16 protein-coding genes are annotated in these 16,495 nt (G+C 65.8%); 7 read left to right on the forward strand and 9 right to left on the reverse strand.

The annotated features are described in order from the left end of the window. Positions 1-19: 19 nt before the first annotated feature. Positions 20-409, forward strand: coding sequence for a DUF2784 domain-containing protein (locus ACQP2U_RS25615; RefSeq protein WP_433709830.1), 390 nt, complete (start codon positions 20-22; stop codon positions 407-409). Here the strand turns inward: ACQP2U_RS25615 and ACQP2U_RS25620 are convergent. Together ACQP2U_RS25620 and ACQP2U_RS25625 are read right to left on the reverse strand one after the other, a co-directional pair. Continuing rightward, positions 349-1,122, reverse strand: a complete 774-nt coding sequence (locus tag ACQP2U_RS25620; protein ID WP_433709831.1) for a thioesterase II family protein — start codon at positions 1,120-1,122, stop codon at positions 349-351. The genes ACQP2U_RS25615 and ACQP2U_RS25620 overlap by 61 nt on opposite strands. Positions 1,123-1,132: 10 nt before the next feature. Continuing rightward, positions 1,133-2,038 carry a dienelactone hydrolase family protein gene (locus tag ACQP2U_RS25625; protein ID WP_433709832.1) on the reverse strand — a complete coding sequence of 302 codons (906 nt, stop codon included), beginning with the start codon at positions 2,036-2,038 and terminating at the stop codon, positions 1,133-1,135. Between the two features lie 44 nt (positions 2,039-2,082). Here ACQP2U_RS25625 and ACQP2U_RS25630 point away from each other — a divergent pair, with 44 nt between their 5' ends. Continuing rightward, on the forward strand, positions 2,083-3,429 hold the full coding sequence (locus ACQP2U_RS25630) for a CoA transferase (protein WP_433709833.1): 1,347 nt from the start codon (positions 2,083-2,085) through the stop codon (positions 3,427-3,429). A 21-nt stretch (positions 3,430-3,450) separates the two neighbouring features. On the opposite strand, the gene ACQP2U_RS25635 is transcribed toward ACQP2U_RS25630, so the two are convergent. Next, on the reverse strand, positions 3,451-4,023 hold the full coding sequence (locus ACQP2U_RS25635) for a TetR family transcriptional regulator (protein ID WP_433709834.1): 573 nt from the start codon (positions 4,021-4,023) through the stop codon (positions 3,451-3,453). Positions 4,024-4,124: 101 nt separating this feature from the next. Here ACQP2U_RS25635 and ACQP2U_RS25640 point away from each other — a divergent pair, with 101 nt between their 5' ends. The 3 genes from ACQP2U_RS25640 to ACQP2U_RS25650 are packed head-to-tail and all read left to right on the forward strand — an operon-like array spanning position 4,125 to position 7,292. Continuing rightward, the gene (locus tag ACQP2U_RS25640) at positions 4,125-5,330 is read left to right on the forward strand and encodes an FAD-dependent monooxygenase (protein ID WP_433709835.1); all 1,206 of its coding nucleotides are present in this window, start codon (positions 4,125-4,127) and stop codon (positions 5,328-5,330) included. A gap of 49 nt (positions 5,331-5,379) precedes the next feature. Continuing rightward, entirely contained in the window at positions 5,380-6,408 is a 1,029-nt protein-coding gene (locus tag ACQP2U_RS25645; protein ID WP_433716579.1) for a nucleoside hydrolase, read from the forward strand. Continuing rightward, positions 6,405-7,292 (forward strand): amidohydrolase family protein, encoded by an 888-nt coding sequence (locus ACQP2U_RS25650; protein ID WP_433709836.1) that lies wholly within the window; start codon positions 6,405-6,407, stop codon positions 7,290-7,292. Before ACQP2U_RS25645 ends, ACQP2U_RS25650 begins: the two co-directional genes overlap by 4 nt. Positions 7,293-7,537: 245 nt before the next feature. Here ACQP2U_RS25650 and meaB read toward each other — a convergent pair whose 3' ends face one another. The 3 genes from meaB to ACQP2U_RS25665 are packed head-to-tail and all read right to left on the reverse strand — an operon-like array spanning position 7,538 to position 12,707. Beyond that, positions 7,538-8,581, reverse strand: coding sequence for a methylmalonyl Co-A mutase-associated GTPase MeaB (gene meaB, locus ACQP2U_RS25655; RefSeq protein WP_433709837.1), 1,044 nt, complete (start codon positions 8,579-8,581; stop codon positions 7,538-7,540). Beyond that, positions 8,578-10,860 carry a methylmalonyl-CoA mutase gene (gene scpA / locus ACQP2U_RS25660; protein WP_433709838.1) on the reverse strand — a complete coding sequence of 761 codons (2,283 nt, stop codon included), beginning with the start codon at positions 10,858-10,860 and terminating at the stop codon, positions 8,578-8,580. The genes meaB and scpA overlap by 4 nt, the downstream gene beginning before the upstream one ends. Beyond that, positions 10,860-12,707, reverse strand: a complete 1,848-nt coding sequence (locus ACQP2U_RS25665) for a methylmalonyl-CoA mutase family protein (RefSeq protein ID WP_433709839.1) — start codon at positions 12,705-12,707, stop codon at positions 10,860-10,862. Before ACQP2U_RS25665 ends, scpA begins: the two co-directional genes overlap by 1 nt. A 174-nt stretch (positions 12,708-12,881) precedes the next feature. On the opposite strand from ACQP2U_RS25665, the gene ACQP2U_RS25670 reads away from it, so the two are divergent. Next, on the forward strand, positions 12,882-13,565 hold the full coding sequence (locus tag ACQP2U_RS25670) for a TVP38/TMEM64 family protein (protein ID WP_397028992.1): 684 nt from the start codon (positions 12,882-12,884) through the stop codon (positions 13,563-13,565). Positions 13,566-13,793: 228 nt separating this feature from the next. Here ACQP2U_RS25670 and ACQP2U_RS25675 read toward each other — a convergent pair whose 3' ends face one another. The 3 genes from ACQP2U_RS25675 to ACQP2U_RS25685 all read right to left on the reverse strand — a co-directional run bounded on the left by ACQP2U_RS25675 (position 13,794) and on the right by ACQP2U_RS25685 (position 16,013). After that, the gene (locus ACQP2U_RS25675; protein WP_433716580.1) at positions 13,794-14,696 is read right to left on the reverse strand and encodes a S1C family serine protease; all 903 of its coding nucleotides are present in this window, start codon (positions 14,694-14,696) and stop codon (positions 13,794-13,796) included. A gap of 447 nt (positions 14,697-15,143) precedes the next feature. After that, positions 15,144-15,509, reverse strand: coding sequence for a nuclear transport factor 2 family protein (locus ACQP2U_RS25680; RefSeq protein ID WP_433709840.1), 366 nt, complete (start codon positions 15,507-15,509; stop codon positions 15,144-15,146). Between the two features lie 111 nt (positions 15,510-15,620). Then, positions 15,621-16,013: a hypothetical protein gene (locus ACQP2U_RS25685; RefSeq protein WP_433709841.1), complete on the reverse strand. Its 393-nt coding sequence runs from the start codon at positions 16,011-16,013 to the stop codon at positions 15,621-15,623. A gap of 164 nt (positions 16,014-16,177) precedes the next feature. Here ACQP2U_RS25685 and ACQP2U_RS25690 point away from each other — a divergent pair, with 164 nt between their 5' ends. After that, complete coding sequence (locus tag ACQP2U_RS25690) at positions 16,178-16,495, forward strand: hypothetical protein (protein WP_433709842.1); 318 nt, start codon at positions 16,178-16,180, stop codon at positions 16,493-16,495.

Below are 16,495 nucleotides of genomic sequence, written 5' to 3' on the forward strand. Positions count from 1 at the left end.
CCAGGGTTAGGCTGGGCGTATGGTGTATCGGCTGCTCGCTGATGCCACCGCGGCGGTGCATTTCGTATTCGTGGCGTATGTGGTGGTCGGCGGGTTCTTGGCGTGGCGGTGGCCACGCACCATCTGGCTGCATCTGATCGCGTTCGGGTGGGGATTCAGCACGGTGCTGTTCGGATTCGATTGTCCGCTTACATATTCGGAGAATTGGGCGCGACATCGGGCTGGGGTGGCCGGGCTGCCACCGAGTGGGTTCATCGATCATTATCTGACCGGCGTGATCTACCCGGAAAGTGCGCTCGGGTTGGTGCGCGCGCTGGTCGCGGTGTGCGTGGTGGTGTCGTGGGTGGGCTATGCGTGGAGGGTGCGGGCAATGAGGTCGGCGACCTCGGAGACCTTGTCGTCCAGATAGAAATGACCGCCGGGAAAGACCGTGCAGTCGAAGGAACCGGTGGTGTGCTCTCGCCATTGCTCGGCCTGTTCAGGCGTCATTGTCGGATCCTCGGTGCTGACCAGTGCCGACACCGCGCACGACAGCGGGACGCCCTCTCGGTAGTGGTAGGTCTCGATGGCCTGGTAGTCGCTGCGTACCGCGGGCAGCACCAGTTCGGCCAGACTCGGTTCGTCGCGCAGGATCTGGACGGAGGCGGGATCGGTTGCCAGACGCTCCAGGTCACCGATCAGACCGTCATCGGAGCCGAGATGCAGGCGGCCCGACTCGACGAAAGTCGGTGCCGGGCGGCCGGATACGAACAGTGCGGTGAGCGGTTGCCCCTTGCGTTCCAGTCGGCGTGCGGTTTCGAAGGCCACAGTCGCGCCCATGCTGTGACCGAATAGCGAAAGTTGTTCCAGCGGGCCCTGATTCAGCACCGCGTCCACGACCTGATCGACAAGGGTGTCCATATCACCGATCGCGGGCTCACCGAGGCGATCCTGCCGACCCGGATACTGGACGGCCGCAACGGCAATGCCATTGTCGAACCGTTCGGCCAGTGCCCGATAGGCCGTGACCGCGCCCCCACCTGGCGGGAAACACAGCAGTTGATGGCTCGGCGCGGGATGTGCGCGCAACACCCGCAGCCAATCCGTCGCGGCAATGGCGGTGCCCACGTCGATCTCCTTCACCGTCGGACGTTCACCCGAGATATGTGCCGTACCACTCCAGGACTCGCTGCCACGCTTCAGCGGCGGCGGTCGGGTTGTAGCGAGGTCCGGTGTCGTTGAAGAAGGCGTGGTCCGCATTCGGTGCGACGTAGATCTCGTGGACGAGACCTGCCCGGTCCAGAGCCGCCTCCGCGGTGGGGCGTGAGGCGATCACCCGCTCGTCCTTGGCTGCGTAGATCCCGAGTACCGCGGCTTTCGAGCCGGACAGCTCTCCGTTCTCCGGGAAGGGGCCGTAAAACGGTGTCGCCGCAGCGAGTTTCGGCGTACCCGAGGCCAGCAGCAGCCACACCAGACCGCCGCCGAAGCAGAAGCCGGTGGCGCCGACCTTCTTTTCCGGCACCCGCCGTTCCAGCTCGGCGATTCCGGCCTGCAGATCGCCGATGAACTGCTCCGGCGCGATCTTGCCGAGTTCGGCGGTGGCCGCCGCCGGATCGGTGAAGGCTGCGGTACCGCCGAATTCGGACAGCAGGTCGACGGCAAGCGCGGAGTATCCGGCACCCGCGAAACGTCCTGTCACCGAACGGATATGCTCGGTGAGTCCCTTGTTCTCGTGGATGACGAGCACGCTGCCACGCGGCTGTGGCGCGGCCGCCCAAGCGGCTTGTAGCTGGCCACCGCTCGGTCCGGGAAAGGTGATCGAAATGGCCGGGACCGCGCCGCTGGTACCCGGCGGGGCCGAGGACGCCCCGGGGTTCGAACCCGTCGACGCGGAATTCGCCTGGTCGCCGCTACTGGAGCAGGCGGCGAGCAATGCGGCCGCGGCGGTAGCGCCGACGCCGAGCATTCCTAGTCGGCGCAGCGCTTCCCGGCGACCGAGCAATCCGTCGGCATGGTCGGTGGCTATCTCCTCGGCGATATAACGCTGCAGCGGCGTCATGGCCACGACCCTACTACTGCGGCACAACAACTACTCTCGATCTCGTGATTGCGCACGAACAGCTGGTCCGCGACTATGAGGCCGGAATCGGTGTACCGGCCTCCGGCACCATCCCCGCCGACGATCCGGGCAGCTGTTTGGCCGCGACGCTGCCGGTTTGGGCGCTGGCCGCCGGATCGGTGGCCGCGGTGACGGCGGCAGCGAACCGCATCCGCGACACACACCATCTCAATCCGGTGCTGCACCGGCTCGATCCGGTCCGGATCACCGCCGCGTTCTCCAGTGAACGCCTGCTGCGCGTCGGCGGTGCGCCGGCCAAGATATTCGCCGATCTGTCCGGCTTCTTTCCCACCTTCGACGGCTGGGTCCGCACCCACGCCAACTATCCGCATCATCGCGCGCGATTGCTCGCCTCGCTCGGACTGCCGGACGACGCCCCCGTCGATCTTGCGGTCGCGCAGATGGCGATGAGCCGGGCCAGCGATATCGAGGAAAATGCGGCAGCGCACGGCGCCATCGCGGTGCAGGTGCGGTCCGAGCAGGAGTGGGCGCAGAGTCCGCAGGGCCAGGCCGCCGCATCGGGCCCGCTGGTGGCGATCGATACCCGGATCGACCGGGGCGAGCTCGGCCTGCCGATCGGTGCATCGCCATTGCAGCCGTTGCGCGGGGTCCGGGTACTGGATCTCACGCGCGTGATCGCCGGACCCGTCGCGACCAGAACGTTGGCACTGCTCGGCGCCGAGGTAATGCGGATCGATCCGCCGCACCTATCCGAAATCCCATGGCAATACCACGACACCTGCCAGGGCAAGCGCTCCACACTGCTCGATCTATACCGGCACCTGCCGCTGATCAACGAGCTGCTCGCCGCCGCCGATGTGCTGATCACCGGATATCGACCGGGCGCGCTGGAAAACGCCGGACTCACCGCCGCCCGTCGCCCCGGCCTCGTGCACGGCCGGATATCGGCGTGGGGCGAATCCGGCCCGTGGGGTCGGCGCCGCGGTTTCGACAGCATCGTGCAGGCCGCCGCCGGAATTTCGATCGTCGAAGGCGCACCCGCGGTACCGGGGACGCTGCCCGCGCAGGCATTGGACCACGCCTCCGGCTATCTGCTCGCGGCCGGTGTGATCGACGCACTGGTCGCTCGCGCACATGACGGCATCGGGCGCGATGTCCGAGTCGCATTGGCGCGCACCGCATCCTGGCTCCTCGGCGCGCCCGGTCGCGCCCCGCGTCATCCGCAGGCCGCGGCGCCGAGTCCGATGGCGGCGGTCACCCACGGCAATGTCACCACCGCCGCGCCGGTGCTCGCCGAATATCCGGATTACGCGTGGCCCGCACCGCGGTACGGCGCGGACCGGCCGGTGTGGCCCCTGCACACACGGTAGGACTCGCGCTGGTCGGCGCTCTCAGGACTCACCGGCCAGGGCCGCGATTGCCTTGGCCAGTCGCGCACCGTCGGGCAGGTTCCGGCCGTGGGAGATCGTCCACAGGATCCCGAGGCCCTGGGTCAGCACGAAGTACAGTTCGGCGATCGCCCTGGCGGTGTCCGGATCCAGATCCGGACGGGATTCCTGCAGCGCTCGAGCGATGTCCTCGTACGCACCGTTGAGACTTTCGTCCATATACGTCCGCGATTCCGGCGTCCGCGCGACGCGGACCAGATTCTCCAGACTGGCCAGCATGCCGTCGCGGTTGTCCTCGAAGACCTGCGGCATCGCGTTCCACATCCGTGTGAACGCCTCGAGCGGTGGCTGCCCGCTGCCCGCGCGGACCAGCGCCTCCATCCGGTCGCCGATATCGTTGCCGAGCGCCTCCGCGAGCGCCTCGGTGATCAGCCGATCCTTCGAACCGAAGTGGTAGCCGATCGCGGCCAAGCTCACACCCGCGGCCGCCGCGATATCGCGCGCGGTCGTCTTCGCCACGCCACGTTCGATGATGGCCTTACGTGCTCCCGCCAATAGGTCTTCTCGGTTTCCCATGACCTCAGCTTACACACTACTAAGACATTTGTACTAGACATCTGTGCCAGCAACGTGTTAGACATATGTCTCACACGTTCGTTCGAGAGATTGGCCCGGTTATGAGTACCAACTCCCTGCACATCCTGATCAGCGGCGGCGGCATCGCGGGCAACGCGCTCGCACTGCAATTGCTGCGGGCAGGCATCCGAACCACCATCGTCGAGCGCGCCCCCGAGTCGCGCCCCGGCGGACAGGCCGTCGACCTGCGCGGCCCGAGCCGCGAAATCGCTGAGCGGATGGGACTCATGCCGGGCATTCGCAAGTACCAACTCGACGAGCGCGGCATGGCCTACGTCGACGAGAACGGCCGAGAGTTCGCCCGGATGCCCGCGGAGATGTTCGATGGCAAGGGTCCGGTGGCCGAAATCGAAATCACCCGAGGCGATTTGAATCAGGTACTGCTCACCGAACTCGCCAGCACGGTGTCCGAACTCGATTACCGCTACGGCGAATGGGTCACCGCTCTGCGCCAGGACGACACCGGTGTCGAAGTCGACTTCGCATCCGGGCGCACCGAGCGTTTCGATCTGGTCGTCGGTGCCGATGGTGTGCACTCGGCGACCCGGCAGCTGGCATTCGGACCGGAGGAGCAGTTCGTCACCTATCTCGGTGGCTACATGTCGTTCTTCACCATCCCGACCCCGGCCGGAACCGAGCCGGGCTGGTTCAAGATGCATTCGGTGCCCAGCGCCGCGGTGGCGATTCGACCGGATGCCGACCCGGCCACCTCGAAGGCGATCATCACCCTGCGCACCGAGGCCGATCCGGCGCTGCGCCGCGACGTCGCCGCACAGCAACGGCTCATCCACGACATGCTGGCCGAGGCGGGATGGCAGACACCGGCGGTACTCGCCGCGATGACCGCGACCCCGGACTTCTATTTCGACATGCTGGCCCGTGTCGATATGCCTTCGCTATCCACCGGCCGGGTCACGCTGCTCGGCGACTCCGGCTTCTGCGGCTCCCCGATGACCGGTATGGGCACCGCCATGGCCATTGTCGGCGCATACGTCCTGGCCGGTGAAATCGCCGCCGCACCAGATGATCTCGCCACAGCATTGACCCGCTACGAGCAGATCGTCAAACCTTTTCTGGACAAGGCCAAGGAACTGCCCGGTGGCGGCATCAAGATGATGTTGCCTACATCTCGCCTCGGCGCACGGATCGCCCGCACGAGTATGAAAGTCATGACGTCGCGAGTAATGCGTCCGGTAATGCTGCGGATGATGTCGAATACCGACGACTACGTGCTGCCCACCTACTGAGCCGCCGGGTTCCGCTCGCTACGCTCGACTCGTGCGGCAGAAGATCGTCATGGACGTCGATACCGGGATCGATGACTCACTCGCGCTGCTCTACCTGCTCGCCTCCCCGGAAGCCGAGATCGTGGGAATCGCCGCCACCGCGGGCAATGTGCCCGCACCACAGGTGGCGGCGAACAACCTCGCCTGGCTGGATGCGTGCCGAGCACCCGATATCGAGGTGGCGCTGGGTGCCGCGGACCCGCTCGCGATCCCGCTGCGCACCACCGAGGACACCCATGGGCCACAGGGTGTCGGTTATGCGGAACTGCCGCAATCCGCCCGGCCGATCTCGGCCCGGTCGGCGGCCGAGATGTGGGTCGATCTGGTACGCGGGGCTCCCGGCGAGATCATCGGAATCTGCACCGGACCGCTGACGAATCTGGCGCTCGCACTCCGCCTCGAACCCCGGCTGCCGCTGCTGCTGCGGCGGCTGGTGATCATGGGCGGAGCCTTCAATCACCCCGGCAACACCACCCCCACCAATGAATGGAATGTGCACGTCGATCCGGAGGCGGCCAAGGAGGTATTCGACGCCTTCTCCGCCGCACCCGCCGATCGGCGGCCGATCGTGTGTGCGCTCGATATCACCGAGACCATCGAGATGCGGCCCAAACATGTGGCGCAGCTCGCCGAACGCGCGGGCAGTGTGCCCGTGGAGCTGGTTTCAGAGAGCGATCCGCCGGAAGCCAGGTCGGCGACGAGCAATCCGATCGTGCGGTACTTCACCGATGCGGTCCGGTTCTACTTCGACTTCCACAAGCTCTACGACCAGGGCTATCTCGCACATATGCACGATCCGTTCGCGGCGGCGGTGGCGCTGGATCCGACACTCGCCGTCATTCGACCGGCCACCGTCGATGTCGAACTCGTCGGCGCCATCACCCGGGCCACCACGGTGGCGGACTGGGTGGGCATGTGGGGGCGAGAGCCCAACGCCGACATCGTGGTGGGCACCGACCCGGAGGTGTTCTTCGAGCGACTGATCTCCAGGGTCGGCGACTTCGCCCGGTCGATCTACCCGCAGGAGGCTGCTCGATGATCGGCGACAGCGATGACAATACCTACCTGGCCGATTTCCGCATCCGGCTCGAACTGCCAGGGATCATCGACGTCCATACGCATTTCATGCCCGAGCAGGTCATGGCCAAGGTATGGGCGTACTTCGATTCGGCCGGTCCGCTGGTCGGTCGGGAGTGGCCGATCGCCTATCGCGACGATGAGCACGTCCGGCTGAAGATTCTGCGCGACTTCGGTGTTCGCGCATTCACCTCGCTGGTGTATCCGCACAAAGCGGATATGGCGGCGTGGCTCAACGAATGGAGCGCCGACTTCGCCGAACGCACCCCGGATTGTCTACACACAGCGACGTTCTATCCCGAACATTACGCCGACAGTTATGTGGAGGCGGCGATCGAGCGCGGTGCCCGGGTGTTCAAGGTGCATGTGCAGGTCGGCGACTTCCATCCCGGTGACCCGCTGCTGAATCCGGTGTGGGGCATGATCGAGGATGCCGGAATACCGGTGCTGATCCACTGCGGCTCCGGACCCGTACCCGGCGGGTACACCGGACCAGAGCCGATTGGTGTTCTGCTGCAACGCTATCCGCGGTTGAAGCTGATCATCGCGCATATGGGCACACCCGAGTACTCCGAATTCCTTGACCTGGCACAGCAATACCCGGGCGTGCACCTGGATACGACCATGGTGTGGACCGATTTCACCGAGACCACCGCGCCCTTTCCCACCGCAGAACACGGCAGGCTGCATTCTTTGAGCGAGCGCATTTTGTTCGGTAGCGACTTTCCGAACATCCCGTATTCCTACGGACATTCGATCCATGCGCTGGAACGTCTGGAGCTGGGCGATTCCTGGCTCCGGCAGGTCTGCTATCGAAATGCGGCGCGGCTCTTCGGAATCGCGTAACGCTCGCACCGACGCGACGGTGAATCTGCTGCGCGATTTTCGGGCGCCGCGGCGACCCACCTCGGCAACCCCGGCGCGGCCGCGATCCTTCGGTCTGCTAGTGGTACCGAATCTTGTTCCAGCCCAAGGTCATAACACCGAAGGTGCCGCCGACTTCGCCGGGGCGCTGGCCGCCGAACTCGCCACTGTCCAGCCGAAGGCGCGCGACAGGTCCCGAATTTCGCCCACGGAGTTAGCCGGTGACGTCAACTGTCGAAGGCGTCGAGAAGCTGCTCGGCGGCCAGTGCGGCGGTCAATGTACCGTCGCGTACCTGCTTTTCCACTTGCGCGCGAATGGCTTTGACGTTCGGGTTCTCCGCGAGGCGGCGCAGCAATTGGTCGTGCACCATGGTCCAGGTCCAGTCGACCTGTTGGCGGCGACGCTTTTCGGCGAATTCACCGGCCTCGGTGAGCACCCGGCGGTGTGCGAGGACTGTATCCCAGAACTTCTCCAGGCCATGGCCTTCGAGACCGCTCATGGTGAGCACCGGTGGGCGCCAGAGCGCGTCGTGCGGATGGATGAGGCGCAGCGCCCCGGCCAGTTCGCGGGCCGCGGACTTGGCCTCTATCTCGTGCTTGCCGTCGGCTTTGTTCACCGCGACCAGGTCGGCGAGTTCCAGGACACCTTTTTTGATGCCCTGCAACTGATCTCCGGTGCGCGCCAGGGTCAGGAAGCAGAAAACGTCGACCATATTGGCGACCGTCACTTCGGACTGGCCGACGCCGACGGTCTCCACCAGGATCACGTCGTAGCCCGCGGCCTCCAACAGCACGATGGTCTCGCGGGTCGCCTTGGCGACACCACCGAGGGTGCCCGCGGTCGGCGATGGCCGGATATAGGCGTTGCGCTCCAATGACAATCGCGCCATGCGGGTCTTGTCACCGAGGATGGAGCCGCCGGTTCGAGTGGAGGACGGGTCGACGGCCAGCACCGCGACCCGATGCCCCTTGCCGATCAGATCCATGCCGAGCGCATCGATGAACGTCGACTTGCCGACGCCGGGAACGCCGGTGATGCCGACCCGATTCGAGGTGACCGTATCGGTGGGCGGGGTCAGTTCGAGCAGCAGTTGCTGCGCCAGCTCCCGATGGTCGGCCCTGGTCGACTCGACCAGTGTGATGGCCCGCGCCAAGGCGGCCCGCTCCCGGGAGCGAACCGCCCGCGCGAGTGCGTCCACATCGATGACGCGCTGACGCCCCGTCGCCCGACCACCACCTGCGGTGGGATCGCTGCGCGATGCTGAAGTCATTGGCCGCTGCCGCCACCGATCTCGTGACCGAGTTCGCCAGCCAACTTCTTCAGCAGGTCGATCGCGGCATCGGCGATCACGGTGCCGGGCGGGAAGATCGCCGCCGCACCCGCCGCGTACAGCTCCTCGAAGTCACCGGGCGGGATGACGCCGCCGACGATGACCATGATGTCGGGTCGCCCGACATCGGCCAGTGCCTGCCGCAGGGCGGGCACCAGCGTGAGGTGGCCGGCCGCCAGCGAGGACACACCGACGACATGCACGTCGTTATCGGCTGCCTGCTGCGCCACCTCCTCCGGGGTCTGGAACAGCGGGCCCACATCGACGTCGAAGCCGAGGTCGGCGAAGGCCGTGGCGATCACCTTCTGACCTCGGTCATGCCCGTCCTGACCCATTTTGGCGACCAAAATGCGGGGGCGCCGCCCCTCCGCGTCGGCGAATTCCTCGACGAGTTCGATCGCCTTGCTGATATTGGTCACCTTTCCGGCCTCGTCGCGGTACACACCGGAGAGCGTACGGATCTCGGCCTGGTGGCGCCCGTACACCTTTTCCAGTGCGTCGGAAATCTCCCCGACGGTGGCCTTGGCGCGGGCGGCGTTGATGGCCAATGCGAGCAGGTTGTTCTCCATGCCGCCGTCGGAAGAGGCGGCGGCACGGGTCAATTCGGCGAGTGCTCGCTCGACCACGCCCGAATCACGTTCGGCGCGAAGCCGGTTCAGCTTCTCGATCTGCTCGGCGCGCACTCGCGAGTTCTCGACCTTGAGGACCTCGACCTGCTGATCCTCTTCGACCAGGTACTTGTTCACGCCGATCACCGGCTGCTGACCGGTGTCGATGCGCGCCTGCGTGCGTGCGGCGGCCTCCTCGATGCGCAGCTTCGGGATACCCTCGCCGATCGCCTGGGCCATACCGCCGTGTGCCTCCACCTCGGCGATATGCGCGCGAGCGCGATTGGCGAGCTGGTGGGTGAGCCATTCCACGTAATATGAACCGCCCCATGGGTCGATCGGCCGCGTGGTGTTGGACTCCTGCTGGATCAGCAGCTGGGTATTGCGGGCAATGCGGGCGGAGAAGTCCGTCGGCAAGGCCAGCGCCTCGTCGAGGGCGTTGGTGTGCAGCGACTGGGTGTGTCCCTGGGTCGCCGCCATCGCCTCGATACAGGTGCGTGCCACATTGTTGTAGGCGTCCTGCGCGGTCAGCGACCAGCCCGAGGTCTGCGAATGCGTCCGCAGCGATAACGATTTCGCGCTCTTGGGCTCGAACTCGGCGACCAGCTCACTCCAGAGCAACCGTCCCGCACGGAGTTTGGCGACCTCCATGAAGAAGTTCATGCCGATGGCCCAGAAGAACGACAGGCGCGGTGCGAACTTGTCGACCTCCATACCCGCGGCGATACCCGCGCGGATGTACTCGACACCATCGGCGAGGGTGTAGGCCAATTCCAGATCGGCCGTGGCTCCGGCCTCCTGGATGTGGTAGCCGGAGATGGAGATCGAGTTGAACTTCGGCATCTTCGCGCTGGTGTAGGCGAAGATATCGGAGATGATCCGCATCGAGGGCTTCGGTGGGTAGATGTAGGTGTTGCGGACCATGAACTCTTTCAGAATGTCGTTCTGAATGGTTCCGGCCAGCTGTTCCGGTGCGACGCCCTGTTCCTCGGCCGCGACCACATACAGCGCCAGGATCGGCAGCACCGCGCCGTTCATGGTCATCGACACCGAGACCTGATCCAGCGGAATGTGGTCGAAGAGCTGACGCATGTCGAGGATGGAATCGATGGCGACACCGGCCATCCCCACATCACCCTGCACGCGTGGGTGATCGGAGTCGTAGCCGCGGTGCGTGGCCAAGTCGAAGGCGACCGAAAGACCCTTCTGCCCCGCCTGCAGATTGCGCCGGTAGAAGGCGTTCGAATCCGCAGCGGTGGAGAAGCCCGCGTACTGGCGAATGGTCCACGGTTGGTTCACATACATCGTCGGGTACGGACCACGCAGGAACGGCGCGATACCCGGCACGCTGTCGAGTGGATACCCCTCGGCCGCAATGGCATCGCGATCGGCCTTGGTGAATACCGGTGGCACCTCGATACCTTCGGGGGTCGCCCACACCAACCGTTCGGGGGTGTAATTGTTCGCCTCGGCGGCGGCACGCACGAAGGCGTCGACCTGTGCGGAGTCGGCGTCGGCGGGTTCGGCCGGACGTTCGGACAGCGGCACCTCGGCGAAACTGCCGATCCGGTGTTCGATGCCGCCGGGCTTGTCGATATGACTCAGTGTCATCAGGCTCCCACCTTCTCCAGCAGGTCCGACAGTGCGGCCACCGCATCGATGCGGGCTGCGAGATAACCGTCGGGGCGCTGCACGTCGCTCAGGTCGGCAACGGCCTTTTCCGCACCGGCCAGCAGCACCGTCTCGATTCCGGCACCGCGCAACTGCTCGACCGCCGGGCCCGCCTGCTCGGCGTACCGCTTGTCCGAACCACATAATACGGCGATGCCAGCACCGGATTCGGTTGCCGCCGTGCTGATTCCGGCTACTTCCAGTGGACCGGGGTTGATCGACTCGATACCGCCCGAAGCCAACAGGTTCGCGATGAAGGTGACTCGAACATTGTGTTCGGCCACCGTGCCGAGCGGCACCAGCAGGGCACGCGGTCGCACGCCATTGGCCGCGAGGTAGGCATCCGAGCGGTCGCGCAGCGCCTCGAAGGCGGCGCCGTAGCGAACTACCCGTCCGGGCTGACGCGCCGCCTCGGACAGCGGCTGTTCGGCCAGATTCGGGAATTCGTTGACACCGGTCACCGCCGTCTTCCGGTGTGCCACATCGGCATCCCGTGCCGATCGGGTCGCGGCGATCCGTTCGGCGAGCAGGCCGGAGTCCAACGCGGCCGAATAACCGCTCGCGGCCTCGAGTTCCTGCATGAACTCCCACGCCTTTGCGGCGAGCGTGGCGGTGAGGTCCTCGACATACCAGGAACCGGCACCCGGATCCCGCACATGACCCAGATGCGACTCCTCGAGCAGCAGCAGCTGGGTATTACGAGCCATGCGGTCCGCGAACGACTTCGACACGCCGAGCTCGCCGGGCGGCAGCGCGGAATCGAAGGGCAGCACCGTAACCATATCCGCCCCACCGACTCCCGCGCCGAAGGCCGCGAGGGTGGTGCGCAGCATATTCACCCACGGGTCGCGTTGGGTCATCATCGCCGCGGAGGTCACCGCATGCTGCGGCGCGTCACCGAATGCGGGTGCGCCGCACACATGTGCGACGCGGGCCCAGAGCTGACGGGCCGCACGGAATTTCGCGATGGTGGCGAACTGGTCGTCGGTCGCGGCGAAGCGGAACTCCAACTGCTCGAAGGCATCCGCGATGTCCTGGCCGTCCTCGGTGAGTGCGCGCAGGTAGGCCAGACCTGCCGCCACCGCCGCACCGAGCTCCTGCGCGTCCGAGGCGCCCGCATCGTGAAAGACGGTGCCATCCACGGTGATAGCGCGCACGGTCTCCGGTCGCTGCACCGCCCGACCAGCCAGCGCGATGGCCTCCGCCAGTTCGATATCGGCGGTTCCGGCGAAGCGACTGGTGAGCGGGGCCGCGCCAAGCGCGACTCGAATTTCGGTCCGGTCCGCCACCTGATAATCGTCGAGCTGCGCGAAGACCTGATGCGCCGCCTCGGAAACCGCATCACCGGCGGCGAGTGTCAGCGGTGCCAGTTCGAACAGCAGGCCCGACAGCGCCGCGGGCAGTTCGGCCACCGGCACTCCGCGCTCGCCCACGCCGAGCCACAGTGCACTGATCCCATTCTCCAGCGCGGCCAAGACCTCGCGATTCGCCGCCGCGCCATCGGAGGCGGCGATGAAAGCACTGACATACCAGCCGCGATGCACATCCCTAGTGGCGTCCCGGCCACGGACGAACGGATATTCGCCCGGCAGCGGCAGTTCGGGCCGCTCATCCCCGCGGGTGTACAGCGGGGCGATGGTCAGACCGTCGTAGGTCTGTTCCTCGAGCAGCTTTTCTGGCTCCTCCGGAAGTTCGGCGACATCGACCCTGCGGGCCTTCGCCAGTACCCCCGCCACGCCCTTGCGCCATGCGGCGTAATCGGGCACCGGCTCTGAAGCAATCGGCATAGCTGCTGTTCCTCTTCTCCTCGACGCACATCGCGTGTGCGCCCGAAACCGTCGCATTCGCCCAGCTCAGCGAGCACATCGGTTAACGAGCATTCGTCCCGTTTCCTTCGATGCTAGCGGCACCAACGCAGGCGGTTGACCGTGGCCGCCGCTACCAACGGGTAACCTGGCGCGGTGCTCAGGCTCATCCGGGACCCACGCATCCTCGCCCTGCTCGTCGGTGGCGCGGCGCTGTTCATCGCCGCCATGCTGGTCCCACTACCGACACCACAGCAGATGCAGGACTGGGCCACCTCGGTCGGCCCGATCTTCCCGCTGTTGTTCTTTGTGGTGCACGCGCTGGTCACGGTGGCTCCGATCCCACGGACCGTGCTGACGGTCAGCGCGGGCGTCCTATTCGGACCCGCTCTCGGCATCGCGCTCGCTGCCTCCGCGACCACGGTCAGCGCCGCGCTGGCGATCCTGCTCGTCCGCGCGCTGGACCGAGATCGAGTGGCCGCCCATCTCACCCATCCCGCGGTCCGCTCCATCGATGAACGCCTCGAACGCCGCGGCTGGCTCGCGGTCGGATCGCTGCGCCTGATCGCCTTCGCCCCGTTCTCGGTGATCAATTACTGCTGCGCCCTCTCCTCGATCCGCTTCTGGCCCTATCTGATCGCCACCATCATCGGCATCCTCCCGGGGACCATCGGCACCGTCATCCTGGGCGATGCCCTCACCGGACGTACCCACCCCGGCATGCTCGTAGTCTCCGGAGTGCTCATCGCCATCGGCGTCGTCGGTTTGATCATCGACGCGCGCTGGTCGCGAACCCACGAACCGCATCTGGAGACCGCCCCGGTCACCGTGACCGACTGACGCACCGGCGTGCCAGGGCGGTATATGCGCGCCTTGCGTCGATTCCGGTTTGCGGTTGCTCGCCGACGGCTACCCCGCAACAGCAATGACCGCTCGAAGGGAGGTGACGAACGATGGTGGTACACGCAGTCGAACCAGGGCCGAATGGCAATAACCACGACAACTGGAATCAAGACCCCCGCGAAGATCTAGCCGACGACGTCATCCGACCGTGGGGCCGCTGACCAGCTAATCCACGGTCAACTCGATCGGGATGGCGAAGACATCGACCATCGCGCCATTGCGCAATACCGTCACCGGCATCGAGATCCCGATAGCGTCGCCGAAGAGTTGGCGCTGGATGCCTTGGGCATCGGCCACTTCCGAGCGGGCGACGCTGAGTACGAGGTCGCCGCGGCGCAGCCCCGCATGATCGGCGGGGCCGCCGCGGACGACTTCGACAATGCGGACACCGGCATGTTGGCCGGTGCGAGCGGCGACGGCTGCGGGTAGTGGCGCCGGAACGCCGACCAGGCCGAGGTAGGCGCGGCGCACGCGGCCATCTTTCAGCAGGGTGGTGATAATGCGGCGGGTAGTGGTATTGATCGGAATCGCGAGACCGAGTCCGACGCCCGCGACCGCCGTATTGATACCGACTACCCGCCCTGATGAATCCGCGAGTGCTCCACCGGAATTGCCCGGATTCAGGGCGGCATCGGTTTGGATCACATCCTCGATCACCCGACCGGCCCGGCGGGAAGCGACTGGGACAGCTCGACCCAGCGCGCTCACCACACCCGCGGTCACCGAACCCGCCAACCCCAGTGGGCTCCCGACAGCCACCACCAATTGGCCGACCACGAGCTTGTCGGCATCGCCGAGTACCACCGCACCCGGCGCACCGTCGCGGGCGCGCAGCACCGCGAGATCGGAGAGCGGATCGATGCCGACGACGTCGATGCGCGATTCCACACCGTCGGCGAACACCACATCACCGCTGCTCACCGAGCCCACCACATGCGCGTTGGTCAGCAGGAAGCCGTCATCGGTAAAGACCACCGCAGATCCGCTCCCCCGCCGGGTTCGCACGCTCGCCACATGCGGGGTGACCGACGCCGCGACCGCGATGACCGAACGTGAATAGGCGTCCATCGCCGATTCGTCGAGATCGTGTTGCCGCGTGGCGTCTTCCGGACCCGAGAACGGGCTCGATTCGTCGTCCACGCTGACCACCATCCTGCTCATCAGGCGCGCATTCGATATCCAGGCCGCCCTTTCCAGCATCCTCCGTCGCACCGCCCGATGTAGCGTGTTCGCCACAGGCGCAACCGGATTCATCCGACGTTCACCAACAGCCGCCGATCCGGCGTAAACGGCGCGTTCTGTTCAATTCCGCGCACGACCTCGAACCCAACTGTCTGAGACGTACTGATATCGCTCAGAGCGTCGACAGCAGCTCACCGTCGTGCTGCACCTGCCCAGCCATCGCCCGGCCGAGCCAATGCGCGCGATCGCTGGCGATTCCAACAGGCACACCCGATCGCGATCTGCCCCCGAGCACATGTCCACGTGCCCGCAGGTCCCCGGTCAGGGATTCGACTACGCCCCCGGCAAGCGATCCAGGAAACCGTGCACACCGATGATCCGGCCGTCCTCGGCGAGAGTGATCACATCCGTCCCGGCGACCGGCGCGCTCCCGTCGGCCGCAACCAGCTCCCAGGAAAACCTGGCGGTGTGGTGATGTCCGTCAACCGCACCGAGCTGGCGGAATTCGAAGCCGGGGAACTGCTGGTGCACGCCCCCGATGGCGGCGCTGAGTTGCTCGTGCCCGGCGACATCGGCCATCGGATCGGTGTAGAAACCGTCCTCGCGCCAAGCCGCGGCCACCGCCTTCGCGCGCACCTCGTCATCGGTGGCATTCCATGCCACGAAGTAACGCCGAACCGCATCCTCGTACTGAGACATAGCGAATCATCCTCTGCTGGAAGGTATTCCGGTCCTCCACCGGAAAGCTCCGGCGGATACCTCAACCTTGCCCGCTACCGATCACGCAGTCGATTACGCGCGAGGTAAGGATCAGCGTGCGAACCAGCGCGGCCACTGATAGCCACGCTCCCACACGGTGTCCCCTGCGACTACGACCAGATCGCAGATCTCGGTGACCGCACGTCGCGACGCCCAGATGTGCTCTCGGCTCGGCACGATGACCGCATGCGCACCACAGCGCGCGATGGCCGCGAGCAGCCGTGCGACCGGATCGCCCTGCGGACCCACTTTCATCGAGACCAGCTCATATCCCCTTCGAGCCGCGCAGGTGCGGGTGGCCCGCACATCGTGATCCACCATGGACCCCGAAATATCCCACCGCACGAACCCGATCGCCCACGGTTTGATCGCCGCCCCGTTGCCAAGTGACCCCCTTTCGCTTGCCAACCGCCCGACAACCTCCCATGGTTCCGACCCGCTCATGTCACTCACCCTGTCTGCCAGCACCCAGCCAGAACAGTAGAAAACCGGCCGGGCGCGCCACCATGGTTTTGCGGGGATTTGCGGAAGTTGTTGACCCATATGGCGTTGACCGGTGACGATTGTGTGCAGCCAGCGCAATGCCCACGCGAGACGAGGCCACTCTGATGCGTATACAACTGCTCGGCGGACCCACCAACAACACCGGCTCGCCCCGGCTGTGGATCGATGAGGATCGACATCTATATCTCGTGCAGGGCTACCGGGTGGCCCATGACGCGAACCGAGTCGAAATACCGCATATGCTGCTCGGCTGGCTGCAGCCCGGTACCTATATCGGCGCGCCGCTTGTCGATTCCGGGCATGGTTCCTTCACCCTCGCCGGACAGCCGATCACCGATCCGGATGCCTTGGCACATATGCGGATTCCCGAGCACGAAACCGCGGTCGCGGTCCCGGTCGGACAGAGCCCGTGGGAATGGTAA

It is taken from the genome of Nocardia sp. CA-084685 (assembly GCF_050955785.1).
Classification (GTDB): Bacteria; Actinomycetota; Actinomycetes; order Mycobacteriales; family Mycobacteriaceae; genus Nocardia.